The sequence below is a fragment of the Arachidicoccus sp. genome (assembly GCF_050436765.1).
GTDB lineage: Bacteria > Bacteroidota > Bacteroidia > Chitinophagales > Chitinophagaceae > Arachidicoccus.
The window spans coordinates 1-22641 of sequence record NZ_JBNQGD010000420.1 but is presented as its reverse complement, the minus strand read 5'-3'; the positions used below and the strand labels follow the sequence as shown (position 1 = coordinate 22641).

The following is a 22641-nucleotide window of genomic DNA, read 5'->3' as shown; positions in this document are numbered from 1 at the left end:
AACTTTCTAATAAAAAGATTAACAACAATCTGCGCCGCAACCACAAGCTGGCGGCTTTTCTGCATATACTGTAATGCTAAAAATACCGGTGTCTCCTTTTTTAAAATTATGGAGTTCTTCTTCACTTAAGTAATTTTTTAAAATGTCATCCGGAATATGAATGGGTTTTTCTTTTTGAAGCGTGATGCTGCTGAAGCCACTATCTTTGATAAGACGGAGATAATCATCCTTTTGAATAGCGCCAGCGACGCAACCTGCATACATTTCAGCATCTTTACGCAATGCTTCGGGCAATGCGCCTACCAGCACGATATCTGATATACTGAAGTGTCCGCCGGGCTTTAATACGCGCGCTATCTCATGGAAAACACCGTCTTTGTTCGGCACTAGATTTAACACGCAATTGCTTACGATTACATCTGCTATATTTGCTGATACAGGCATATTTTCAATATCCCCTTGTCTGAATTCTACATTGGAAAAACCTAATTTTTGCGCATTTGCTTTTGCTTTTTCAATCATTGCCGCAGTAAAATCAATACCTATTACGCGACCGTCCTCGCCGGCTTCGTTTCTGGCGATAAAGCAATCATTGCCTGCACCACTACCTAAATCAATAACAGTATCGCCTTTTTTGATTTTAGCGAACTGGGTAGGCAAGCCACAGCCTAGACCTAAGTCGGCATTTGCATTATAGCCGTCCAAGCTGCTATAATCTTCACTCATAATATTGTAGACTTCGGTTGAACACCCCCCGGCACCGCAACAAGAAGATTGATTTATCGCCTTGTCTTGTAAGGCGATCTCACTGTATTTCTGCTTCACCAGTTCTTTTATCTTTTCTGAATTTTCCATTTTATATCTTTTTGATTAGCAACAACTATTTTTATTTTCCAATTTGATCGAAATATCTGCAAAATAGGTTTGCAGTTTTTCCATCGCTTTTTCGTCTACGCAATAACAGACAGAACTTCCTTCAATGTTGCCTCTAATAATTCCCGCATTTTTAAGCTCTTTAAAATGCTGGGAAATAGTAGGTTGTGCAAGGGGGAAGCTTATTGACAATATCTCCACAGATGCAACTATTTACTTTGATGAGATACTCAATGACGGCGATTCTTGCAGGATGCCCAAGCGCCTTAGCCATCGTATCAATGGCGTTTTGCTTACCGGAAAAATGTTCTGTCTTTGTCGTGCCTATGACTGTATATTAATATTGCAATATTACGATAAATTATTTCAAATTTCAAAAAGTACGCTAAATAAAATTGAGGATGAGATGGTTCAGGAAATTCAATGCTTGGAACCTGAGACAAAAATATTCCATTCAATAAACTTTCATTTTGGTCATCTGCAAATTTTATAGAGCAACTGGAAATTCTAAAGCGACCTGCAAAAGCCTCGCGTTTTTAATATACTGGTAAATTGTGGTCTTGCCGATTTGCCTGGGTCCTATTGACACTATCGATGCACTGCATTGCAAGGCATCAATTATTTCTTTTTCTAATCATATTTTGGCACTATCTACAAGAGTTTAATGAATACAATGAAGAAGAAAGCCAACGGTACACTAATAATGTAAAAAATATTTTTATATTGTTGTCATATATACTATATTTGCGACAACATATTAATTTTGAAGATGAAACAACTAACATTTGCCTCACTACAAGTAAAAGATCTGGGGGCATCAAAAGAATTTTACACGCAAAAGTTGGAATTTGAAATTGGGGAGGTTAATCCGCAAGCGTGTGTGTTTAAATACAATAAAGGTGAGGCTAGCTTTGCTATTCGTACGCCACTTGAACAAATTGAAGGAAAAGAGTTGGGCATTGGCGTGGCTATTTGGTTTGCTGTTAACGAAAATGCAGATGAATTGAAAGAAAAATTTATCGCCAATGGAGTAACAACTGCCGGCCCAATTATAGACACTCCTTTCGGCAGAGCATTTCATGTGAAGGACCTCGACGGTTATAAACTCACTTTTTTGGAGCCAAAATAGAAACAGACTATTTTGTAATAATTTATTCGACGAAATGAATAATAAAATATTTATTAGAGCTGTGTGTGGCAGCTCCGGAAGTCGGGGAGCTTCTTCTTAAAGAGAAAACGGAATCGACTCTTGGACAGTGGACTTGATCGTAATTAATAAACACGGTTTTTCTCAATTAATTCCAGTACAAACACAAAGACCAATATGTCTAAAGCAATAGAATTCCATTTTAAAAGTCCAAATGATAGTCCCGGTTATTTGCTCGGACAATTAACGATGCTATGGCAGCGTAAGCTAAAAAAGGTCCTGGATCCGTTAAGCTTGACACAAACGCAGTTCGTGTTGCTGGCGGCATTAGGTTGGCTTTCGAAAAAAAATGATTCCGTGACGCAAACTGAGATTGCCTCCCAAAGTAATGCCGACAGAATGATGGTATCAAAAGTATTGCGAACATTGGTGGATAAACGGTTTATAACACGACAAGAACACGCAACCGATACAAGAGCTAAGGTAATCAAACTAACGAATGAAGGCTCAATAGTTTTGCAAAAAGCCTTGATCGCGGTCGAAGAGACTGACATAGCATTTTTTGTCTCATTAGAGGCTACACTTTCTTCATTCAATAAAACTATGGTGCAACTTATTGACAGCAATAGCTAGTAAAGTATGAATGCTGACATCTGGGGCTGACGGAAATAATTCCATTTTTTGCACGATTAATTCTAAATGCTTTTCTCCCTTTTGCCAGGTGTGCAGAAAGGATTCCGATTACCGCAGGTTTTGGCATTCCTTGCCAATGTGCATAAACATATATATCGGTCTTATTCGTTGCCATTCTTATAATAAGTTTAAGTCCTGCAATTTTCTCCCAAATTCATCATCCGCTGCCAGTTTCAATATGTCGCTTTGTAATCCTAAAACTCGTAATACATTAAAATAGGCACCAAATGATACGCTGGGATCTCCTTTTTCTATCAGATGCAAGGTTGATCTGGCAATATCTGCCCGTTCTGCCACTTGAATAGCTGTCAGTTTACGCCGTTTACGAGCAAGTTTAATGTGTTCACCCATCTGCTCTAACAGTTGGTAATATTTAGGAAAAATTGCCTGTTTTTTTGGACTCATTATGTTTAAATGTTCGTTATTTCAGTCAAATTTACTATAAATGACCGAAATAACAAACATTTTGTTACTCGGGCATAGAAATCGTTTTATAATAATTTCTTCAAATCAAGCAAATTACCGTACAACGACGGCTAACGGACCGCGTGTTGGCGATGGGTGTTATTTTTAGCACTTAATTTTAATCGAAGAATGAAAGTTGTATGCTGCACTCCCGTTGATACGAGTCAGTTCATTCCACCTATGGTCAATAAGATGTCGGCGGTTCTTGTTGATAGTCCTCATTAACCATTGCCGGTTATGTTGTCTGCTTAACACCATCAAGTATTGCTTCTTCAAGTATGTCGATTTCTATGTCTTTCAGCACTTTGAACTTGATACAATAGCCTGTTACACTTGCCTTGCCTATTGTCTTTCCGTAGGTTTCGGGTAAATACTTTTTATCAACAATGCCCATAATATAAACCGAAATTCCGCTTGTATTTCCGCTAATGCCAACTTGATAAAATTCTTTAGTTTTTTCGTCTGCGTATCTTATCCTTTGCGTTCCGTAACCGATATTAGGATTAGTAACAATTTTTCCTTTATCGTCTTTGCCGTCTAAAAACCATAATTTGCATCTTGGCAATAGTTTAAGTATGCGTTTATGCAACATCTCAATGTCAACTCGTTTTAGTTCGGGTTGGCTGTCAATATAATTTTTGATTTGTTCTTGCACGTCCATATGGCTGTTCTGTTAATTCATTTCTGCAATTTGTCTCAATGCTTTTAAAATAGAATTTTCTTCGCCTTGTTCGCTTTGTTGAACTGCATTCGGTCTATTGTCTTGCTGTGTCGTTTCAAGTTCGATTTGCTCACGGTTGTCGGTTTACGATATCGCCCCACGTTTAGGGTACTGTTGCCAGACGGGGATTTTTAGCATTATAACTCCATAGGAATACGCATTCAAGTTTAGTAAAAAATTTCCTAGTAGCATTTCAGCCCCGCTTTTGGCAAATCTTGTTATACAGCAGACGACTCCTATTTTAAAAAGTAAGTTGACTTTAGGCGTCTAAGTCAAAATGCTTTTGCGCCATTTCTTTTATTTGCTCACCGATGGCGAGACAAGCTGTGGCAGCAGGAGAGGGGGCATTGAGCACATGGATACTTTTGTCCTTATATTCAATTTTAAAATCATCCCGGGTATCACCGTCGGTGCTCAATAATAAAGCACGGACACCACTTCTACCGGGTCGAAGATCATCCATTGTCAGGGAAGGAATAATGCGCTGCAATGTCTTTAAAAAAAGCCTCTTTGAAAAGGCACGACGATATTCATCAATACCAAATTTCATGTTCTTGAAAAATAGCTTCCAAGTGCCCCCGTAACTTAAAGCATCTAAAGTATCTTTTAAACTAAAATCAGTTTTTCCGTAGCCTTCTCGTTTAAAAGTAAAAACAGCATTGGGCCCGCATTCAATATCTCCATTGGTCATCCGGGTAAAGTGAACGCCTAAAAATGGAAAATCGGGATTAGGTACGGGATAAATGAGGTTTTTTACTTTATGCTTTGCGCCGTCGGTCAGTTCGTAATAGTCTCCACGAAACCCGACGACTTTTTCTTTCACGTTTACACCTGCCTTTTTAGCGAGCCTGTCTGCTTGCAATCCGCCACAGACAATTACATATTTGCTTTGGTATTTATTTTTGTTGGTAACAATTGTTACATGTTGCGCTTCATTTTCGAAGGCTTTTACTTCTTCGCCTAAATGAATTTCACTATTAGGCTGAATCTCCTTCACTAAGGTTGCCATTTTCTCGGTCACGGCCCTATAATCGATAATTCCTGTGCAGGGTACCCATATACCAGCTATTCCTTCCGCTGAAGGCTCTAATTCTTTTATTCTTTTTGCATCAATTTTTTCTATTCCTTCAACACCATTTTGAATACCGTTGTTAAAGATTTTTTCCATAAAAGGAAACTCGGACTTATCCGTGGCAACGACAACTTTTCCGCAAACGTCATGAGGAATATCGTATTTTTTCGCGAAGGCGACCAATTCTCGCCTGCCATTCACACAATTCTTTGCCTTCAGCGAACCAGGTTTATAATAAATCCCGGAGTGTATTACACCGGAATTGTTTCCGGTCTGGTGATCAGCCAGATGCGGCTCTTTTTCTATTAAAATGATTTTTAAATGAGGGTATGCGGTTTGCAATTTATAGGCAGTAGCGACGCCCACAATCCCTCCGCCAACAATACTTATATCAAATATTTGATCCATTCTAATGCACAGTTTTAAACAAATTAAAGTTAGTGCAAAATAAAGCCAAATAATTCGTTTATCATCATCAACCTTAAAAACGTTGGTGCTACATCCAATATATTTTCGCTCCCGGTTTCTTCCTGCAGCTAACAAAAAAGCTGTAATACCTCAATGAGAGGCGTTACAGCTTTTCGCTAAAAACCAGGTTATGCTTATACGCGCCTATTGCCCTAAAATCCAGGCAAAAATTAATGGCGCTACAATAGTCGCATCACTTTCTACGATAAATTTGGGCGTATGAATATCTAACTTTCCCCACGTAATCTTTTCGTTGGGAACCGCACCAGAATAGGAACCGTAAGAGGTAGTGCTATCACTCACCTGGCAAAAATAACTCCAAAAAGGTACATCATGCCATTCCAGATCCTGGTACATCATGGGCACCACACAAATAGGGAAATCACCGGCGATACCGCCGCCAATCTGGAAGAAGCCTACACCTTTTCCACCGCTGTTTTCGCGATACCATTCGGTTAAATAAATCATATATTCAATACCGCTTTTTACGGTGCTGGCTTGTAATTCCTTTTTGATTACATAGCTCGCAAAAATGTTTCCGGTAGTGCTGTCTTCCCATCCTGGTACAATGATAGGAATATTCTTTTCGGCAGCGGCTAATATCCAACTGTCTTTAGGATCAATTTCATAATATTGTTCTAACTCGCCGCTAAGTACTACCTGGTATAAAAACTCGTGTGGTAAATAACGCTCGCCTTTTGCTTCCGCAGCCTTCCAAACCTTCACCAAATGCTTTTGTAAACGACGAAAAGCTTCTTCTTCTGGAATGCAGGTGTCGGTAACACGATTATAATGATTTTCCAATAAATCCCATTCCTGCTGAGGCGTTAAATCACGATATTCAGGTACACGTTTGTAGTGAGAATGTGCGACAAGGTTCATTACATCTTCTTCTAAATTAGCACCTGTGCAACTAATGATGGCAATCTTGTCCTGACGTATCATTTCAGCTAGGGAGATGCCTAATTCGGCGGTACTCATAGCACCGGCCAAGGAAACCAACATTTTTCCGCCTTCAGCCAAATGCGCTTCATATCCTTTGGCGGCGTCCATCAGGGCGGCTGCGTTGAAATGTCTGTAATGATGTTCTATAAATTTTGAGATAGGACCTTTGTTCATATGTTTATTGGTTTTATAATTACTTGTTTTTAGATGCGCCTCAATAAAAAGCCGCGGCATTCTTTAATTTTAGCACTATGATCGAATTATCTTTTTCCTAACCAGGACATCGGATTAAGCGAGTTGCCTTGACTATCTGTAACCATAAAGAAGACTGTGGCAGCGCCTGAGGCGTTGTCTGTTGCCATTTGTCCTATAATAGTGCCGGCGTCCACATTGTCGCCACGGTTGACACTTACACTACTTAGATTACTATAGGTGGTAAAATACTTTCCTTCGCGTACAATGACAGAGTATCCGCCGTCAGAAATGACAACTGAAACGGTGCCTGTGGCAACTGATTTGACCACGGTGCTGTTGGTCGCCGTAATTTCAATCCCGTCATTCTCTTGTTTTAATTTTGTGCCAGGGATTGTTTGTATGCCATAGCTAGCCGATACAAAACCTCCGTTTGTCGGCCAAGGCAGTTTTCCTTTATTCTTTTCGAAGTCTAGTGATTCGGTTAATGTTTTGGTAGTAGACTCCAATACATTATAACTTCTGTTTGCCCGTTCGCTTGCTTCTTTTTGAGCCGGTGTCTCTTTGGTAGGCTCTTTTGTTTTGGCTACTTCGTCAGTTTTTGCTTTTTCTACTTCGCCGGCTCTTGTTTTGACCGGTGCAGTAACGGGTGGCTTATTGTCAGAGGCACTGTTTTGCGCTACTGCTGCTTTTTGTGCATTTGCCAAAGCGATCTCCTGTTGTTTTGCGGCTAATGCTTTTTGTTGCGCGGCTATGCGGTCGCGTTCCTCCTGTTCTTCACGCGCCTTTTCTATCTTAGCTTGTCTTTCTCTTTCTTTGCGCTCTGCTTCAGCAATTTCTTGACGTATTACAGACTGTAAAACTCTTTGGAGTTTTTTCCTTTTGACGGCGTTAGCGGTGATTTCTTTACCGAGATCACCTTCTTTTCCTTTCAATAAAACAAGCGCACTGTCTTTTTCGTTACGGTCATTCTGCAAACCTGTCAATTGAGTGCCTTGTTTTACAAGGGCAGAATTTTTTGCAGTTTTCGTGTTTTCAAGGCTACTTATTTTTCCCTTTAAAAGAGTTTGCGCTTTGATAATGTTATCTGCTTGTGTTTCTCTAAATTGCCGGTAACTTTTTAAATAAGCGACACGCCTAATAGCATCATTGAAGGAGTTAGAAGAGAACAAAAAATTGATATAATTATAGTTGCTTCTATTTTTATAAGCGAAAATTAAACTTTGCGCATATTTTCCTTTTAAGGTATCCAGCTGTTGTTTTTCCCGATCAATTTCGTGATTGTATTTAGCAATAGTTTCATCCAGATCACCCAATTCCTTATTGATGGAATTGATCAGCGATTGACGCGCTTTTATCTTTTGTTGAATTAAGTTTAATTCTCTTAGTGATAATTTTTTAGTCTTACGCACGCTCGATAAAGAGGCATTTAAATCAGCTAATTCCTGCTTTAGATATTTTTGTTGTTCCTGAATTTCCGCTCTTGTTTGTTGCCCAAAACCGCACACATGAAAAATGCATACAGTGAATGCTAATACAAACAATTTTCTTATCATTGACAATTACTTTTATTTTTTTAAAGTTAGTATTTTACTTTTAATCAGTTGTCGCTTGTTTTGTTAAAGCATTATTTATTTCCATTCATAACTTTTAGGAATGCTGAAAGGAAAAGATAATGGTGTGCCAAATGTATAGTCTTTATACTGAAGCTTAATTTCTAAACTTGTCTTATCAGAAATCAATATTTTTCTCGTTTCAGAAAAGTGTTTTTCATCTTTTAACTGATAACCAGCATAAGTGATGTCACATTTTCTGTTTTGTTGGATGGTGGAATCCTGCAAAAGAATATGCCTTAAAATAAGTTTTCTGTTATTGTCTACTATTGTTATAAAATTTTTAAAAATTTTACCTTCAATAGATACATACCATTTATTGCGCGTATGCTTATAAGAGGATATTGACCCGGTTGTGAAGATGGCGTTTCCCAAGATAATGTTTTGTAAATCGTTGAAGCTAACCGGAATCTGCAGTATATCCTGCAAATAATCGATGCTTCTGTGTAAGACGGCATGGTGCAATTTATCCATCAAAATAATGGAGTCCGGTTGAATCATTACACGATAGCCTTCAATGCCGAAGGGGCCGGTAAGTGATATCCATATGACACTATCTTCCCGCATTCTTATATTAGCAGTTGCCTGACCATCGTTGTTGGTCCCCTGATAATCTACTTTCACCTTTGCGGTAAATGTTGAATAGCCTTTAATCTGTTGTTTCGCTAAAATCGCCATCATGTCATGGAGGCTATCTAATTCCGCACTTTGAGTATTGGGAGTCACCAATACTATTTTAGAAACATCTTTTTTGGCGATTTGTTTTTGAACATGTTGGGCTTTCTTTGCAGTTCTGCAGGAGAAAGCAAACATTACAAGCAAGCAGGTGAAGATCGTTCCAAATTTTTTCATCTATCGTATAAATATTTTTCTAATTGTTTTATTGCCCAAAGTATCTTGCCCTATAAATCTAGCGTGTTTATTGTTTTCCTGTGTGTCCAAAGCCGCCGGCTCCGCGCGTGGTTTCATTTAACGCATCTGTCAGATGCCAGTCGATTTGTATGACGCTTTGTATCACCATCTGTGCAATGCGATCCCCGTGAGCGATAATTTGCTCTTCATTGGACAGGTTTACTAATATTACTTTTATTTCACCTCTGTAATCCGCATCAATAGTGCCGGGTGTGTTTAAGCATGTTATACCGTGTTTAACGGCTAGACCGCTTCTGGGTCTTATTTGCGCCTCATAACCCAAGGGTAGTTCTATAAAGATTCCGGTAGGAACCAAAAACCTTTCCAGCGGTTGTAAATGTATGTCGTTTTCTATATTAGCGCGTAAATCCATACCGGAAGAACCAACAGTTGCATAGGCCGGTAAATCAAAAGGGGATTTGTTAACGATATTGATGATAAGTTTGTCCATAATTTTAGAGCTGCTTTCTGCGAAAATACTTTTTTTAAAATAAATAGGTAATTGCCCAGGTCCAAAGTTTATAATTCATGTTGAAGTAAAGCAACTGCCTGTGCCGTTAAGCCTTCTTCTCTGCCCACAAAACCCATTTGTTCTGTTGTGGTCGCTTTTATGGAAATATTTTCCATGTCTGTTTCTACTAGTGAAGCAATCGTTTGACGCATAGCTTCTATATAATTTTTTATTTTGGGCGCCTGCAAGCACAGTGTGGCATCTATGTTGATCACTTTATATCCCCGCTTTTTTACCAGTTCAAAACTTCTTTGTAACAGAATCTTACTGTCAATATCTTTAAACTCATTAGACGTGTCAGGGAAATGTGTGCCAATGTCGCCCAAAGCCAATGCGCCCAAAAGCGCGTCACAAATAGCATGTAGCAATACATCGGCATCGCTGTGACCAAGTGAGCCTTTATAATGGGGGATATCAATTCCGCCAATCCATAGTTTTCTCCCTTCTACTAACTGATGAAAATCTATACCTTGCCCAATTCTTATATCCATGTCTTTATTTTAAAAAATAAAAAAGCGAAGATAACCTTCGCTTTTTAAAAATTTGTAACTAAGGTCGAACAAATGCTTAATAATTTTTTCTGCTTCTCTATCACATAATCCTCCAACCCGGGACTAAACAAGACCGAAAACCTATTTTCTTGCATCTGATAATTACTTTGTTGCATGTGTAATTAATGGGCGTTCTGTGGCAAAAGATGTTAAATGCGGGAGACAAATGGCCATTATAATGATGACCACAAGAGAATATTTTTCAAAAACAGATGCCTTTTATTTAATCACACTGCATTTGCTTTATATATTTGCGCTATGATATACCCTGTTTTGCGCGACCTTTTGTTTAATCTCTCTGCGGAGAAAGCGCACCACGTTTCCATGAATTTACTGCGCAAAGCTTGCTCTGTAAATGCGTCAAGAAAGTTAATTCAATCAAGTTTCACTTTTCAGCACCCTTCTTTATCAAGAAAGGTTTTTGGACTGGACTTTCAAAATCCTGTTGGACTGGGCGCAGGCTTTGATAAAAATGCTGTCTATATTAGAGAAATAGCCGCTTTAGGTTTTGGATTTTTGGAAGTGGGCACCGTTACGCCCAAAGCACAGGCGGGTAATGAACAACCGAGGCTTTTTCGACTGCCTAAAGATAGGGCATTGATTAATAGAATGGGGTTTAATAATGATGGGGCATCGGCGGTGAAAAATAAATTGGCTGCATGGCAGTCTTCTGCGTGTTTTGACGAGCAATTTATCATTGGTGGCAATATTGGGAAAAATAAAATAACGCCTAATGAACTTGCCTGGCAAGACTATAATGCTTGTTTCGAACAGTTATTTGATGTAGTTAATTATTTTACGGTGAATGTTAGTTCGCCTAACACGCCTGGTTTACGGGCATTGCAAGAAAAAGAAAGCCTGAAGAAGATATTTTCAGAACTGCAAAATAGCAACCAGGGAAAGAAAAAGCCTAAGCCTATCTTGTTGAAAATAGCGCCCGACCTGACTCAGGAACAACTTGACGATATTATTTCTTTGTCTTTAGAGATAAATTTAAGCGGCTTAATTGCTACCAATACAACTATCCAAAGAAGTAATCTTATTACGCCTTCGGTTGAGGTAGAGCGCATAGGCGCTGGTGGATTAAGCGGGCTTCCGGTAAAAAAGCGGGCTACCGAAGTTGTGCAATACTTATGCAGTCGTTTGGAAAATAAAATTCCGGTCATCGCCAGTGGTGGCATTTTTACGCCGGAAGATGCGAAGGAGAAATTAGACGCTGGAGCATCCCTCATACAACTGTGGACCGGATTTATTTATGAAGGCCCTGGAATTGCTGCCAAAATTTGTAGAAGTTTGGCACAAGAATAAAACTTTTAGCTTTATGCTTTCTGTTTTTAGTTTCATTGATTACCTTTGCACAATTCCAATTAAAAAATGAACAATACAATATCCTCCAACGAATCAATTTCATCTAGTAAAAAGAAAATTATTGTTTTAGGCAGTGGGCCTAATAGAATCGGTCAAGGCATCGAGTTTGATTACTGTTGTGTACACGGGTTGATGGCCATTAAAGAAAGCGGCTATGAAGCAATTATGGTCAATTGTAATCCTGAAACCGTTTCTACAGATTTCGATATTGCCGATAAGCTTTATTTTGAACCGGTCTTTTGGGAACATATTTGGGAAATAATAGAATTGGAAAAGCCGGCGGGGGTAATTGTACAGTTAGGCGGCCAAACGGCCTTGAAGCTTGCGAAAAGATTACATGAGAAAGGGATAAAAATATTTGGAACATCTTTCGATAGTATGGATATAGCGGAAGATCGTGGACGTTTTAGTGATTTATTGAAAGAATTAGAGATTCCTTACCCTGAATATGGCACTGCATATAATGCTGACGAAGCAATTGAAGTGGCAAAAAAAGTTGGATTTCCTGTACTGGTTAGACCCAGTTATGTATTGGGTGGGCAGCGTATGCGTATCGTTATTAACGACAATGAATTAGAAAGTGCTGTGGTAAGTTTGTTAAAACATATTCCTGACAATAAATTATTGATTGTCCATTTTCTTGATCGCTGCCAGGAAGCGGAGATCGATGGTATTTTTGACGGGGAAGATTTTCACGTGATGGGCGTAATGGAACACATTGAGCCGGCAGGTATCCATAGCGGAGATAGCAACGCAGTACTTCCTGCTTTTAATTTATCTCCGTTGGAAGTTACCACGATGGAACATTATGGGGAAAAAATTGCGCGTGCATTAAATATTAAAGGTCTTATTAATATACAATTTGCTATAAAAGAAGGGAACGTGTTTGTAATCGAAGCTAACCCTCGTGCAAGTCGCACAACACCTTTTATCGCAAAAGCCTATGGTGTACCTTTTTTGAATATTGCGACTAAGATCATGATAGGAGAGAAGAAGCTGAAAGATTTTAAAATTGAAAAAAAATTGGACGGGTTTGCCATTAAAGAACCGGTATTCAGTTTTAACAAATTCCCCAATGTAAATAAGGAGTTAGGACCAGAAATGAAAAGTACGGGTGAGGCTATCAGATTTATAAAAGATTTGAGGGACCCTTATTTTAGAAATCTTTATAAAGAAAGAAGCATGCATCTTAGTAAATAAATTATACTTTTGGTGTAGCGTTTTAATGCTGTTTTACGTTAGGGTTTTGTATTTGGCAAAAAATATCTTTTTCACATTTATTTAAAATGGTTTGGCACAGTGTTTGAAATAGATATTAGCAAAGAGCGAAAGTTTTAAAATTAGATTCACGATATTAAATTTTCTCATAAGCAGTTAGTTTTGGTTGCGGCCCCTATTTCTATAGGGGCTTATTTTTTGGGACTATACCCAACTTATTGCTGGGGAGCGCTTAAAGTGGATCATGTCAAAATGCTGTGGTGAAGGGAGTGAAAAATGGCTGGCGAGATTCTATTTCTTCTCTGATTTCTTGAATGGATTTAAGCCCTTCTAAATGCCTTCACCATAGCGTTGAAAGATTCGGCAGATGCATTAGTGGAGCGTTTCAAAGAATAATTGGCAATAGTAGCATAATGATTCTCAAGAAACCTGGCGACGGTATTAAAAACCTTGAAGCCCGGCTGCCTTACCTTTCATACCACATTGACAGACGAGGTGAAGCCCAATATTCTCTTATCTGAGCTTTCATAAATATTCCTAAGATCACAACTTAAATCAAAGGCTCTTTTAAGTCGGGATAGAGTGAAAAGAGCAATTTTGCGTTGATCCAACAACACTCAGTAACTATTTTACTTTAACATTTAAATGTATTTAAGTTGTGAAAAAATCACTACATTTAGTCTCTAAAGAGCAAAATATATGCTAATAAGATTTTCAGTTGAGAATTTTTTGTCATTTAGTCATAGGCAAAAATTCTCTATGCTACCCGGTAAAGGAAGTTTAAAGGCAGACCATAAGACCTCAAAACTTAATGGCATTTCTGTTTTAAAAACGGCTGTTTTATTTGGTGCGAATGCGTCAGGGAAATCCAATTTGATTAAAGCTATTGATTTTGGGAAAAAGTTGGTCTTAAGAGGGAATAAGCCTGAAAAACCAATAGATTATCCAAAATTTAGACTTGATAAGCAATCTAGCACTAATGACTCAAGAATTGAATATGAAATACAGCATAAAGGCAAAAATTATGCTTATGGTTTTACATTCAATAATGAGTTAATTAAAGAAGAATGGCTTTATGAAATCGGAGCAAAAAAAGAGGTCAAAATATTTGAAAGAAACTTTTCAAATAAAGAAATATTTAATTTAGATTATATCATACAAAAGCTAAAAAAGGAAGAAGAAAGACAATTTCTTCGTTTTATAGCAAAAGGAACGCCTAATAATCAACTTTTTTTGACGGAAATCAGAACAAGAAAAGTAAAAGAAAACGTTTCTAAAATTGAGGACTTCCTTAATGTTATTGATTGGTTCCAAAATTCTTTAAAAGTTATACTTCCTGATGATAAATACAATGAGGGGTTGAAGTTCGAGTTAAAGCAGGACGTTGAATTGCTTACCACTTTTGAAGAATTTTTATCCTACTTCGATACTGGAATTGACGGTGTTTGTCTTGAAAAGGTTGATGTCGAAAATATTGATATTCCCAAACCTTTATTAGTGAAAATAGGGGAAGATTTATTAAGTGAAAAATCAGAAAGCATTAGAGCTTCTATAATCTCAAAAGGGAATACTACTTACTTTTTGTCGGTTAAGAATGGTGATATTGTCATCGAAAAATTTATGACAAAGCATAAAGTGAAAAATGCGACTAGCCCTGAAAAATTTGACACAAATGATGAATCTGACGGCACAAATAGGATAATGGACTTCATCCCATTATTAATGGATTTATTGAAAGGTGATAATGTTTTTATCATAGATGAAATGGAAAGAAGTTTGCACCCTAATTTGATTTATGACTTATTAGATTTATTTTTATCAAAATCAACAGGGATAAATAGTCAACTGGTTTTGGCGACCCACGAATCATCTTTGTTAACTCAAAAACTTTTAAGAAAAGATGAAATTTGGTTTGTTGTAAAAGATAATTTCGGAGCTTCAAGATTGCACTCTCTCGAACAATACAATGTTCGTTTTGATAAAGAAATTCGTAAAGACTACCTGTTGGGAAGATTTAAAGCTATTCCGCGAATTGGCAACAGAAATAAACTTACAGCAATTAACAAGTAAAATTTTTGTTATGCCACGAGAAAGAGATGAGTTTTTCAGAGAAAGTAACACTACCGAAAGGGAGAAAATATTTGTATTAGCTTTTGAGGGGAATATAACTGAAGAAAAGTACTTTTCTGAATTTAAAAACTCAAACAAGTTTAATGACGAATTGATTTGCTTACATTTATTAAAGCGTAGATCTGACGACACCAATAGTGCACCCAATCACGTTTTTGATAAATTAAAGAGAGAAGCAAAAGATGAGTTTAATTTTAAGAACGGAGATGAACTTTGGATGATTATTGACACCGATAGGTGGAAAAACATTCCTAAGATAATTGAAACTTGTAAAGGCTTGGAAAATATGTTTGTTGCTGTGAGTAATCCGTGTTTTGAATTTTGGCTTTTACTTCACATAAAAGACATTCAAGAATACAATAAAGAAGAGCTGGAATTACTTTTTAAAAACAAGAAAATTAGGAACAAAAACTATGTAGAAAGAAAGATTATCGAAATTGTAGGCTCTTATAATAAAACTAACCTAAAAACTGATGATTTTCTTCCCAACATTGATGCAGCTGTTTCAAGAGCTAAAATTCTTGACCAAGCACATGAAGAATATCCTGCTAAATTAGGTTCTCACATCTATAAACTGATTGCGAAATTAAGAAAAGTGGAAACAGAATAACAAAAAAATTAGATTCTTATTCCAGAATTTAGTTCAATAAAGTTCTTTTCGATATGCAATACCACAGAATCAAAAGAGAGAAAGATTTTATTTACACGGACAAAAAGGATAATATAGTTGATGATAGGCAGCTTAAGGCCTGGTTCAAATCTCTGGCTATCCCACCAGTATGGGAAAGAGTGGAGATTAACTCGCCTCGTGCAAAAATATGGGCGACCGGTTTTGATATTAAAGGACGAAAACAATATATCTATAATAGTAAGTTTCGTCAGAAACAGGCGGAACAAAAATTTGATCGCATTGTTCGCTTTGCGGACCAATTGGAACCCATGAGGGCGCTAACGGGGCAACATTTGCGTAAACGCAAGCTTCCGCGTGAAAAAGTACTGGCTGCAATGGTGCGTTTATTGGAAAGTGCCTGCTTCCGACCTGGAAATGAAGTCTATACTAAAGAGAACGAAAGTTATGGACTTACAACTTTACGCAGCAAACATTTGAGCATTGAAGGCGATGAGCTTATATTCTCCTATAAAGGCAAATCGGGCGTACAGCAGGAGAAACATGTAATCGACGCACATTTGGCGAAAATTGTAAAGGAATTAGACGATATATCCGGGTATGAAATTTTTAAATATATAGATGATCAGGATCATGTCCAAAATATAACCACCAACGATTTGAATGATTATATTCATGAAATCATGGGCGGAGAATTTTCTGCTAAAGACTTTCGTACATGGGCGGGAACGGTAATGGCAGCTGTGTCATTAGACGAAATAGGCATTGTAGAAGAAGACGACCAGAAAAATTTGAAGAAAAATATTCACGAAGCAATAATTGCCGTCAGCAGAAAACTGGGCAATACGCCTGCTATTGCCCGTGATGCATACATTGATCCCCGCATTATAGACAATTATATACATGGAAGAACATTAAGCTTTTTTAAAAAAGAGGTCAACAAACTCCTTAAGATAAATAAGAAGCTTTCAGCGGCAGAATTAGGTGTGGTATGTTTATTGAAGAAACAATTTAATGAAAAGGCAAAGAAGAAATGCTAAACCCAAAAAATGGAAAGCATTTTTATCTATTGCTAGCACATTTTTGTAGTCAATAATGAAAAAGATTTTTCATAAATGCAGCTACTAAATACAATCTGAAAAAGGGTTTTTTAACAGGTTGTGAAGGGAGAGAAGGTATCTGCTAAAATAGGCGTTAAAATTGAAAATGCTTTTGTCATTATTGCGATAGACCGATAACCTTCAAATATCACCTATGTCTCTTACAAACTATCGTAACAAAAGGAAGGCCGCACAGACCCCCGAACCATTTGGTGGCGAAATCACAGAAAAGAATGCACTCCATTTTGTTGTTCAAAAGCACCATGCTTCTCGCCTTCATTATGACTTTCGTCTGGAAATGGGCGGTGTTCTAAAAAGTTGGGCGATACCCAAGGGCCCATCACTTAATCCCGCGGATAAAAGGCTTGCCATGATGGTGGAAGACCATCCTTATGGCTATAAAGATTTTGAAGGCGTTATTCCAAAGGGTAATTATGGTGCTGGTACAGTGATCGTATGGGATGAGGGCACTTACATTCCGATTGGTGGAGCGAAAGATAAACAGACACAGGAAAAATCGCTGCTAAAGCAGTTAAAAGCGGGATCGTTGAAAATTGAACTGCTTGGGAAAAAACTGAAAGGCGAATTTGCGTTGGTGAAGACAAAAGGCATGGCAGAAAACGCCTGGTTACTGATTAAGCACAAAGATAAATATGCTTCCCAAACGGATATTACTAAAAAGGATAAATCGGTTCTGAGTCAAAAAACAATTGATTCAATGGACGCTGCTGCTGACCGGGTCTACGCAAAGAAAGTAGATAAGCCGGTAAAAGTCACAGCGAAAAAAAAAGCTCCTTCCAGAGCGCAAGATCCCAAAGAGAAGGCGGTGGATAAAAGCACTATAGCTACCATGCTTAAGAAAAGGACTCCCTCATCCTTCCCCAAAACGTTATCACCTATGCTGGCGACATTGGTAGATGAACCCTTTGATGATGCAGATTGGGAATACGAGATAAAATGGGATGGCTATCGTGCCCTTTGTTTCAGAAATGGCGGCACGACAGAAATAAAATCCAGAAATGATAAGTCTTTCAACGAAAAATTTTACCCCGTATTTGATGCCATTAAACAATGGAAAGTAAAGGCGGTGGTTGATGGTGAAATCGTGGTGGTGGATAGCAAAGGAATATCGCGTTTTAATAAACTCCAAAACTGGCGTAGTGAAGCAGACGGTGTCTTGCAATACTATTTATTTGACATCTTATGGTATGATGGTAAATCTCTCCTTGATTTACCGCTCCGTGAAAGAATAAAGATCTTAAAGACGATAGCGCCTCAGAACAATGCTATTATCCGTTTAGGATTTTCAATCGTCGAACGTGGCATAGCATTTTTTAAAAATGCGCAGCAAATGGGTCTGGAAGGCATCATCGCAAAAAGGCTGGACAGTACTTATTTACCTGGTGATCGCTCACGGGATTGGTTGAAGATCAAGGTGCATAAAAGGCAAGAGGTAATTATTGTCGGTTACACACATAATGAGGGCTCCCCCAAGCGCTTTAGCTCATTGTTACTAGGAGTATATGGCAACAATAGACTCCGATATGCCGGTAAGGTTGGTACGGGCTTTAATGATAAGATGCAAAAGGAAATGATGCGGCAGTTTAAGCCGTTAATTGTCAAAAAAAGTCCTTTGGATATTATTCCAGATTACAATAAAGCTTCGCGGTTCCGACCTAATCCACCCCACGCAGACGCTGTTTGGCTTAAGCCTAAACTTGTTTGCGAAGTTAATTTTTCTGAAGTAACAGAAGATGGGGTATTTCGTCATCCTTCCTTTTTGGGAATAAGAGAAGACAAGGAAGCGCGAGAAGTTATAAGAGAACAGGAACAACCGACAGAAGAAATAACCAAAGAAACGGATAGTCGTATGGAAAAAGAAAAAGCAGTAAAGAAAGTTGCTGAGGGAAAAACGGTTAAGAAGTCTTCCTCAAAAGCGAAGCTCATAGCGCCGCCCGATGGCGATAAAAGAAAAACATTTTTAAATCCAACAGATAAAACACAAGTCCGAAAAATAAATAGCAAAGAATTGAGTTTTACAAACCTGAATAAGGTCTTTTGGCCGCAAGGCAACATAATGAAAAGAGATTTGCTAAATTATTATTACCGGATTGCACCCTTTATACTGCCTTATATAAAGGATCGTCCGCAATCTTTATATCGTTTTCCTGATGGATACAATGGTAAAAGCTTTTATCAAAAAGACGTAACAGGCAAAGTGCCCAAGTGGGCTCAAACCTACCTATATCATAGTGAAGGGAGTAACGGCGATAAACATTTTTTGGTTGCAAAAGATGAGGCTAGTTTACTTTATATGGTCAATTTCGGTTGCATAGAAATCAACCCTTGGAGTAGTACTATTGACAATCCTGATAATCCGGATTGGTGCTTGCTTGATTTAGACCCAGGTAGCAAAACAACTTTCAATCAGGTGATTGACGCAGCAAATGTCATTCATGCTCTATTGGAAGATGTAGGCGTGCCCTGCTTTGCGAAAACGTCGGGGTCAACAGGCATTCATATTTATATTCCTTTAGGTAAAAAATATACATATGAACAGTCAAAAGAATTTGCAAGAATAATTGTTACAATAGTTCAACGGGAAACTGAAAAATTCACGACCATAGAGAGACAAGTGAATGAAAGAGGAGGAAAACTGTACCTTGATTTTTTGCAAAACAGACCTCAGGCAACCCTTGCAGCTCCCTATTCCGTTCGTCCAAAGCCGGGGGCAACTGTTTCTATGCCTCTAGATTGGGAAGAGGTAAAACGGGGGCTCAAAATGAAAGATTTTACATTGAAAAATGTACCGTCTTTGTTAGACGAGAGAAATGATTTGTTTAAAGGGGTATTAGGTAAGGGAATTAATATGGGTCAGATACTAAAAGCGATTAATCAGAGCGGACATTAATTTATTTTTAATAATAATGAAAACTGTCTGCAATTTAACAAATGCTATTTAGTCTTTTGGACTGATAAGCTTAAATTTTGATAAGGTGAAAGTAACACAAAGTAAAGCAACCGGAAAAAAATATAGGCTTCAAAGGTCCCGATTGCTCTAGCTGCAGATCAGCTGATGGGCAATTATAAAAATGCCTATCCAGCTAATAGATAGAAAAAAGACTAGCTGGAGTAGAAGCAAGTTCGTGTAATACTGCCGCTAAAGGTATTTTAAAACGGATAGGGACAGTAGTGTTCCTTATTTTAAGTAGTCTTTTATTTTTTGATGATTTGTTTCGCTTAAAGAAACTAAAGGGAGCCTTACCACATTTTCCAACAATCCTTTTTCACTCATAAATACTTTTACACCGGCAGGGTTATTCTCGCAAAACATTAACTCACAAGCATCTATTAACTGATTGTTGAGTGCCGTTGCTTCGGCAAATTTATTTTCCAGACATAGACTGACGATCTTAGACATTTCTTTAGGATAAGCGTTGCCCATCACACTGATTACGCCTTGCATGCCTATGGCAATTTGAGGAATAAAAATATCATCTTCCCCACTGGTTACAAAGAAGTCACTAGGAGCATCTCGCAATATTTTAGCAAACTGCGCAAAGTTGCCGGATGCTTCTTTTATGCCGCCAATGTTTTTCACTTCTTTTGCTAAGCGTATAACGGTCGCTGCATCGATATTCTTCCCGGTGCGGTGCGGAACGTTGTATAAGAGGATAGGCTTTGGAGAAACAGCTGCAAGCGCTTTATAGTGCTGGTAAATGCCTTCCTGTGATGGCTTACTGTAATAAGGGGATGCACTTAAAACCGCTGTTGCTTTTTCTAATGGATAGGTCTGTAAATTATGTATTACCTCGTTTGTATTATTACCACTTATACCTACAACCACCGGCACGCGATCTGCTACAATCTTATAAGTAAAATTAATTATTGCTATTTGTTCTTCTCTTGAAAGGGTAGGTGGTTCACCTGTCGTTCCTAGAGATACGATATAATTAATATTGTTATCGATTAGAAAATTAATGATTTTTTCTAAAGCGTTATAATCAATAGAAAAATCTTTTTTAAAAGGCGTAACGATTGCAACACCTGTGCCTTTTAATGAATTGTGAAGTGACATGATTATTGTAAGAAATTTGTGTTTGTTTTTTTAAAATAAAATAGATAATTACCCGAAAAGTAAATCAATTATTCTGTCCAGAAGCCCATTTTTTCAAATTTTTCTATTCGCATAGAAATCCGTTTTTCTGCCGGTATCTTTTTTAATTCGGCTAACGAATCTTTGATGAAGGATTTTAGCGTTTCAGCAGACGCGTTGTAGTCCCAATGTGCGCCGCCGGGGGGTTCGGGTATTATGCCGTCTACCAGTTTAAATTTACTCATATAGTCCGACGTAAGTTTTAATTGTTCGGCTGCAGTTTCTTTAAAATCCCAACTACGCCATAATATGGAACTGCAATTTTCCGGAGAAATAACGGTATACCAAGAGTTTTCCATCATGAAAACTTTATCTCCTACGCCAATTCCTAATGCACCACCGCTTGCACCTTCTCCAATAATGATACAAATAACGGGCACTTTTAATTTGAACATTTCATAGATATTTCTTGCGATAGCTTCGCTTTGCCCGCGTTCTTCAGCTTCCATCCCGGGAAATGCACCTGGTGTATCAATAAGGGTCACAATAGGTTTGTCAAACTTTTCGGCTAATTTCATCAGACGCAATGCTTTTCTATAACCTTCTGGGTTGGCCATACCAAAGTTACGCAATTGACGTTGTTTCGTATTGGTTCCTTTTTGTTGGCCAATAAACATAACGGTTTCGCCATCCAATAAGCCAAAACCTCCTATCATTGCTTTATCATCCTTTACATTCCTGTCGCCAAATTGTTCGACAAAATTTGTTGTCATTTTATCGATATACTTGAGTGTATAGGGTCTGTCGGGATGACGACTTAATTGCACCCTTTGCCAAGGAGAAAGGTTGTCTGTAATCTCTTTACGCTTAAGTATAATATGATCTTCTAATTGTTGAATATTGGAAGTATAATCAATCTTAGCATTCTTCTCAGCAAGTTTTTTTGCTTGATCAATTTGCTCGTATAATTCTTTAATAGGCTTCTCAAAATCGAGAAACTGCCGGTTCGGATATTCAGGCATAATACATGAATGTTTAGTTAATAGGGTGTAAAAGTACAGTTTGAAATTTTTTTTAAAAAATATTTGTTTGATAATTATTTTTGTTCTTTATTTGCACTCTCAAAACGGTACAATACTAACGTTTTGAATGGTTTTTGGATCGGTAGTTCAGTTGGTTAGAATGCCGCCCTGTCACGGCGGAGGTCGCGAGTTCGAGTCTCGTCCGGTCCGCAATAAAAAGGAACACTCTTCCTTAGCTCAGTTGGTTAGAGCATCTGACTGTTAATCAGAGGGTCGTTGGTTCAAGTCCAACAGGGAGAGCCACATTACTAAAGGGTTACAGCCAATGTAACCCTTTTTTAATTTTAGCCACTCCGACACAATTCCGACACAAAGTCGATTCAAATTTTTGTAAATGTTTGTTGTTTACATAAAGTTGGACTAAAGCTTATGACAGAAATAAATAAATTGAGTACAGGAGATTATGTGAATTCTGCTGTAAGAGCTGGATTAGGAGTAATTCCAATGCTTGGTCCGGTAGCTACAGAAATGTGGAACTTATTGTTTACTCCTCCATTAGAAAAAAGAAAGATTGCTTTTTTGGAAGAACTTGCACAAAGGATAAATGCGTTGGAAGAAAGCGACAAGGTCGATATTAACCAATTGGTCAATAATGATACTTTTATTGATATACTAGCCTCAATTACGGATCAACGCAAAAACTTGTGGAAAGGGCATAATATTTTTACATTTGCGGCCTATTAAATATTATTATGCAAGACAGCTATCTATCCTTATTAAAATTTATTCTAGGATCATGTCAAAATGTTGTGGAGAAGGGAGTGAAAAATGGCTGCCGACATTCTATTTCTTCTCTGATTTCGGATCAACGCAAAAACTTGTGGAAAGGGCATAATATTTTTACATTTGCGGCCTA

The 22641-nt window shown here is 37.9% G+C and carries 22 protein-coding genes, 2 tRNA genes and 1 pseudogene; 12 read left to right on the top strand and 13 right to left on the bottom strand.

The annotated features are described in order from the left end of the window. Positions 1-18 precede the first annotated feature (18 nt). Positions 19-855, bottom strand: coding sequence for an arsenite methyltransferase (locus ACQR30_RS17680; RefSeq protein ID WP_429737115.1), 837 nt, complete (start codon positions 853-855; stop codon positions 19-21). Positions 856-870: 15 nt separating this feature from the next. Continuing rightward, a complete protein-coding gene (locus ACQR30_RS17675; RefSeq protein ID WP_429737114.1) occupies positions 871-1074 on the bottom strand; it encodes an ArsR/SmtB family transcription factor in 204 nt (67 codons plus the stop codon). On the opposite strand from ACQR30_RS17675, the gene ACQR30_RS17670 reads away from it, so the two are divergent. The 3 genes from ACQR30_RS17670 to ACQR30_RS17660 all read left to right on the top strand — a co-directional run bounded on the left by ACQR30_RS17670 (position 980) and on the right by ACQR30_RS17660 (position 2653). Continuing rightward, on the top strand, positions 980-1366 hold the full coding sequence (locus ACQR30_RS17670; RefSeq protein WP_429737116.1) for a hypothetical protein: 387 nt from the start codon (positions 980-982) through the stop codon (positions 1364-1366). The two genes, ACQR30_RS17675 and ACQR30_RS17670, sit on opposite strands and share 95 nt — an antisense overlap. A 276-nt stretch (positions 1367-1642) precedes the next feature. Next, on the top strand, positions 1643-2002 hold the full coding sequence (locus tag ACQR30_RS17665) for a VOC family protein (RefSeq protein ID WP_429737113.1): 360 nt from the start codon (positions 1643-1645) through the stop codon (positions 2000-2002). Between the two features lie 195 nt (positions 2003-2197). Further along, the gene (locus tag ACQR30_RS17660; RefSeq protein ID WP_429737112.1) at positions 2198-2653 is read left to right on the top strand and encodes a MarR family winged helix-turn-helix transcriptional regulator; all 456 of its coding nucleotides are present in this window, start codon (positions 2198-2200) and stop codon (positions 2651-2653) included. Between the two features lie 177 nt (positions 2654-2830). On the opposite strand, the gene ACQR30_RS17655 is transcribed toward ACQR30_RS17660, so the two are convergent. From ACQR30_RS17655 to ispF, 8 genes are all read right to left on the bottom strand, one after another. Then, positions 2831-3118 carry a helix-turn-helix domain-containing protein gene (locus ACQR30_RS17655; RefSeq protein WP_429737111.1) on the bottom strand — a complete coding sequence of 96 codons (288 nt, stop codon included), beginning with the start codon at positions 3116-3118 and terminating at the stop codon, positions 2831-2833. A gap of 295 nt (positions 3119-3413) precedes the next feature. Then, positions 3414-3839: a DUF1801 domain-containing protein gene (locus tag ACQR30_RS17650; protein WP_429737109.1), complete on the bottom strand. Its 426-nt coding sequence runs from the start codon at positions 3837-3839 to the stop codon at positions 3414-3416. 319 nt (positions 3840-4158) lie between these two features. Then, positions 4159-5379, bottom strand: a complete 1221-nt coding sequence (gene lhgO, locus ACQR30_RS17645; RefSeq protein ID WP_429737108.1) for an L-2-hydroxyglutarate oxidase — start codon at positions 5377-5379, stop codon at positions 4159-4161. 204 nt (positions 5380-5583) lie between these two features. Next, complete coding sequence (locus tag ACQR30_RS17640; RefSeq protein WP_429737106.1) at positions 5584-6618, bottom strand: deoxyhypusine synthase family protein; 1035 nt, start codon at positions 6616-6618, stop codon at positions 5584-5586. A 26-nt stretch (positions 6619-6644) separates the two neighbouring features. Next, positions 6645-8132, bottom strand: a complete 1488-nt coding sequence (locus ACQR30_RS17635) for a peptidoglycan DD-metalloendopeptidase family protein (RefSeq protein WP_429737105.1) — start codon at positions 8130-8132, stop codon at positions 6645-6647. Between the two features lie 75 nt (positions 8133-8207). After that, positions 8208-9041: a DUF4292 domain-containing protein gene (locus ACQR30_RS17630; RefSeq protein WP_429737104.1), complete on the bottom strand. Its 834-nt coding sequence runs from the start codon at positions 9039-9041 to the stop codon at positions 8208-8210. 67 nt (positions 9042-9108) lie between these two features. After that, a complete protein-coding gene (dut, locus tag ACQR30_RS17625; protein ID WP_429737103.1) occupies positions 9109-9552 on the bottom strand; it encodes a dUTP diphosphatase in 444 nt (147 codons plus the stop codon). Positions 9553-9620: 68 nt separating this feature from the next. Continuing rightward, positions 9621-10103 carry a 2-C-methyl-D-erythritol 2,4-cyclodiphosphate synthase gene (gene ispF, locus ACQR30_RS17620; RefSeq protein ID WP_429737102.1) on the bottom strand — a complete coding sequence of 161 codons (483 nt, stop codon included), beginning with the start codon at positions 10101-10103 and terminating at the stop codon, positions 9621-9623. Positions 10104-10421: 318 nt separating this feature from the next. Between ispF and ACQR30_RS17615 the strand changes: the two genes are divergently transcribed. Together ACQR30_RS17615 and ACQR30_RS17610 are read left to right on the top strand one after the other, a co-directional pair. Continuing rightward, positions 10422-11471, top strand: coding sequence for a quinone-dependent dihydroorotate dehydrogenase (locus tag ACQR30_RS17615; RefSeq protein WP_429737101.1), 1050 nt, complete (start codon positions 10422-10424; stop codon positions 11469-11471). 66 nt (positions 11472-11537) lie between these two features. Further along, positions 11538-12731: an ATP-grasp domain-containing protein gene (locus ACQR30_RS17610; protein WP_429737099.1), complete on the top strand. Its 1194-nt coding sequence runs from the start codon at positions 11538-11540 to the stop codon at positions 12729-12731. A gap of 338 nt (positions 12732-13069) precedes the next feature. Here ACQR30_RS17610 and ACQR30_RS17605 read toward each other — a convergent pair. Next, a pseudogene (locus tag ACQR30_RS17605) lies at positions 13070-13207 on the bottom strand (transposase); the annotation flags it as partial. A gap of 301 nt (positions 13208-13508) precedes the next feature. On the opposite strand from ACQR30_RS17605, the gene ACQR30_RS17600 reads away from it, so the two are divergent. From ACQR30_RS17600 to ligD, 4 genes are all read left to right on the top strand, one after another. Continuing rightward, on the top strand, positions 13509-14819 hold the full coding sequence (locus ACQR30_RS17600) for an AAA family ATPase (protein WP_429737098.1): 1311 nt from the start codon (positions 13509-13511) through the stop codon (positions 14817-14819). Next, positions 14782-15489, top strand: coding sequence for an RloB family protein (locus ACQR30_RS17595; protein WP_429737097.1), 708 nt, complete (start codon positions 14782-14784; stop codon positions 15487-15489). Before ACQR30_RS17600 ends, ACQR30_RS17595 begins: the two co-directional genes overlap by 38 nt. A gap of 53 nt (positions 15490-15542) precedes the next feature. Then, positions 15543-16547 (top strand): DNA topoisomerase IB, encoded by a 1005-nt coding sequence (locus ACQR30_RS17590; protein ID WP_429737096.1) that lies wholly within the window; start codon positions 15543-15545, stop codon positions 16545-16547. A gap of 214 nt (positions 16548-16761) precedes the next feature. After that, positions 16762-19518: a DNA ligase D gene (gene ligD / locus ACQR30_RS17585; RefSeq protein WP_429737095.1), complete on the top strand. Its 2757-nt coding sequence runs from the start codon at positions 16762-16764 to the stop codon at positions 19516-19518. Between the two features lie 288 nt (positions 19519-19806). Here ligD and dapA read toward each other — a convergent pair whose 3' ends face one another. Together dapA and ACQR30_RS17575 are read right to left on the bottom strand one after the other, a co-directional pair. Beyond that, positions 19807-20685 carry a 4-hydroxy-tetrahydrodipicolinate synthase gene (dapA, locus tag ACQR30_RS17580; protein ID WP_429737094.1) on the bottom strand — a complete coding sequence of 293 codons (879 nt, stop codon included), beginning with the start codon at positions 20683-20685 and terminating at the stop codon, positions 19807-19809. A gap of 68 nt (positions 20686-20753) precedes the next feature. Continuing rightward, the gene (locus ACQR30_RS17575; protein WP_429737093.1) at positions 20754-21725 is read right to left on the bottom strand and encodes an acetyl-CoA carboxylase carboxyltransferase subunit alpha; all 972 of its coding nucleotides are present in this window, start codon (positions 21723-21725) and stop codon (positions 20754-20756) included. Between the two features lie 136 nt (positions 21726-21861). On the opposite strand from ACQR30_RS17575, the gene ACQR30_RS17570 reads away from it, so the two are divergent. The 3 genes from ACQR30_RS17570 to ACQR30_RS17560 all read left to right on the top strand — a co-directional run bounded on the left by ACQR30_RS17570 (position 21862) and on the right by ACQR30_RS17560 (position 22469). After that, positions 21862-21935: transfer RNA gene (locus tag ACQR30_RS17570), tRNA-Asp, on the top strand. A 16-nt stretch (positions 21936-21951) separates the two neighbouring features. Then, positions 21952-22028 (top strand) — tRNA-Asn (locus ACQR30_RS17565). Positions 22029-22154: 126 nt separating this feature from the next. Continuing rightward, on the top strand, positions 22155-22469 hold the full coding sequence (locus tag ACQR30_RS17560; protein ID WP_429737092.1) for a hypothetical protein: 315 nt from the start codon (positions 22155-22157) through the stop codon (positions 22467-22469). Positions 22470-22641: the final 172 nt, after the last annotated feature.

What these genes read in the sequence shown, in the direction of transcription:
- ACQR30_RS17660 (WP_429737112.1), top strand. Translation starts at nt 2,198, where the DNA reads ATGTCTAAAGCAATAGAATTCCATTTTAAAAGTCCAAATGATAGTCCC.
- ACQR30_RS17655 (WP_429737111.1), bottom strand. Translation starts at nt 3,118, where the DNA reads ATGAGTCCAAAAAAACAGGCAATTTTTCCTAAATATTACCAACTGTTA.
- ACQR30_RS17665 (WP_429737113.1), top strand. Translation starts at nt 1,643, where the DNA reads ATGAAACAACTAACATTTGCCTCACTACAAGTAAAAGATCTGGGGGCA.
- ACQR30_RS17575 (WP_429737093.1), bottom strand. Translation starts at nt 21,725, where the DNA reads ATGCCTGAATATCCGAACCGGCAGTTTCTCGATTTTGAGAAGCCTATT.
- ACQR30_RS17670 (WP_429737116.1), top strand. Translation starts at nt 980, where the DNA reads ATGTTGCCTCTAATAATTCCCGCATTTTTAAGCTCTTTAAAATGCTGG.
- dut (WP_429737103.1), bottom strand. Translation starts at nt 9,552, where the DNA reads ATGGACAAACTTATCATCAATATCGTTAACAAATCCCCTTTTGATTTA.
- ACQR30_RS17640 (WP_429737106.1), bottom strand. Translation starts at nt 6,618, where the DNA reads ATGCCGCGGCTTTTTATTGAGGCGCATCTAAAAACAAGTAATTATAAA.
- ACQR30_RS17600 (WP_429737098.1), top strand. Translation starts at nt 13,509, where the DNA reads ATGCTACCCGGTAAAGGAAGTTTAAAGGCAGACCATAAGACCTCAAAA.
- ACQR30_RS17590 (WP_429737096.1), top strand. Translation starts at nt 15,543, where the DNA reads ATGCAATACCACAGAATCAAAAGAGAGAAAGATTTTATTTACACGGAC.
- ACQR30_RS17560 (WP_429737092.1), top strand. Translation starts at nt 22,155, where the DNA reads ATGACAGAAATAAATAAATTGAGTACAGGAGATTATGTGAATTCTGCT.
- ACQR30_RS17610 (WP_429737099.1), top strand. Translation starts at nt 11,538, where the DNA reads ATGAACAATACAATATCCTCCAACGAATCAATTTCATCTAGTAAAAAG.
- lhgO (WP_429737108.1), bottom strand. Translation starts at nt 5,379, where the DNA reads ATGGATCAAATATTTGATATAAGTATTGTTGGCGGAGGGATTGTGGGC.
- ACQR30_RS17635 (WP_429737105.1), bottom strand. Translation starts at nt 8,132, where the DNA reads ATGATAAGAAAATTGTTTGTATTAGCATTCACTGTATGCATTTTTCAT.
- ligD (WP_429737095.1), top strand. Translation starts at nt 16,762, where the DNA reads ATGTCTCTTACAAACTATCGTAACAAAAGGAAGGCCGCACAGACCCCC.
- dapA (WP_429737094.1), bottom strand. Translation starts at nt 20,685, where the DNA reads ATGTCACTTCACAATTCATTAAAAGGCACAGGTGTTGCAATCGTTACG.
- ACQR30_RS17630 (WP_429737104.1), bottom strand. Translation starts at nt 9,041, where the DNA reads ATGAAAAAATTTGGAACGATCTTCACCTGCTTGCTTGTAATGTTTGCT.
- ACQR30_RS17650 (WP_429737109.1), bottom strand. Translation starts at nt 3,839, where the DNA reads ATGGACGTGCAAGAACAAATCAAAAATTATATTGACAGCCAACCCGAA.
- ACQR30_RS17615 (WP_429737101.1), top strand. Translation starts at nt 10,422, where the DNA reads ATGATATACCCTGTTTTGCGCGACCTTTTGTTTAATCTCTCTGCGGAG.
- ACQR30_RS17680 (WP_429737115.1), bottom strand. Translation starts at nt 855, where the DNA reads ATGGAAAATTCAGAAAAGATAAAAGAACTGGTGAAGCAGAAATACAGT.
- ispF (WP_429737102.1), bottom strand. Translation starts at nt 10,103, where the DNA reads ATGGATATAAGAATTGGGCAAGGTATAGATTTTCATCAGTTAGTAGAA.